Here is a 1,159-nt window from a genome sequence, read left to right on the forward strand (position 1 = left end):
GTGCGGGCCCCCGTCAATTCCTTTGAGTTTCAACCTTGCGGTCGTACTCCCCAGGTGGATTACTTATTGTGTTAACTCCGGCACGGAGGGGGTTATCCCCCCACACCTAGTAATCATCGTTTACGGCATGGACTACCAGGGTATCTAATCCTGTTTGCTCCCCATGCTTTCGAGCCTCAGCGTCAGTAAAAGCCCAGCAGGCCGCCTTCGCCACTGGTGTTCCTCCCGATATCTACGCATTCCACCGCTACACCGGGAATTCCGCCTGCCTCTACTTCACTCAAGAACCACAGTTTTGCGCGCAGTTCAGGGGTTGAGCCCCTGCATTTCACACGCAACTTATGATCCCGCCTACACTCCCTTTACACCCAGTAATTCCGGACAACGCTCGCCATCTACGTATTACCGCGGCTGCTGGCACGTAGTTAGCCATGGCTTCCTCCTGTGGTACCGTCATTATCGTCCCACAAGACAGAGGTTTACAATCCGAAAACCTTCTTCCCTCACGCGGCGTCGCTGCATCAGGGTTCCCCCCATTGTGCAATATTCCCCACTGCTGCCTCCCGTAGGAGTCTGGGCCGTGTCTCAGTCCCAATGTGGCCGTTCAACCTCTCAGTCCGGCTACTGATCGTTGCCTTGGTGGGCCGTTACCCCGCCAACTAGCTAATCAGACGCGAGCCCATCTCAGAGCGGATATAAATCCTTTCTTGGTCAGGGGATGTCCCCCGACCACCGTATGCGGTATTAGCAGTCGTTTCCAACTGTTGTCCCCCACTCCGAGGCAGGTTGCTCACGTGTTACTCACCCGTCCGCCACTAACAACATCCATCTTCCTAGCAAGCTATTCCGTCGGATGTGTCCGTTCGACTTGCATGTGTTAGGCGCGCCGCCAGCGTTCGTCCTGAGCCAGGATCAAACTCTTTATCAAAGTTGTATCTAAACAGTGTTCCCACCGTTCAAACCTAAGCTCATTTCAAACTTGACGTTTAAAATTACTTCGCTTGGTGTTGTCTCTCAAAGAGACGCATCCAGTCCGTGATAGACCGGATTTTTAGGTCCGTTCAAGCTTCAGTATTGTTCAATTTTCAAGGTCCGTTCGGCATCTCGCCGTGCCTTTTATTATATCTCGCTGCCTTCTTTTTGTCAACCCCTTTTTTCT

General features: G+C 52.6%; 1 rRNA gene. It reads right to left on the reverse strand.

Annotated elements, in window-relative coordinates:
- A 16S ribosomal RNA gene (locus GT748_RS15050) occupies positions 1-928 on the reverse strand; the annotation flags it as partial.
- Positions 929-1,159 lie beyond the last annotated feature (231 nt).

Origin of the sequence: Bittarella massiliensis (ex Durand et al. 2017) (assembly GCF_009876955.1) — a bacterium.
GTDB lineage: Bacteria > Bacillota > Clostridia > Oscillospirales > Ruminococcaceae > Bittarella > Bittarella massiliensis.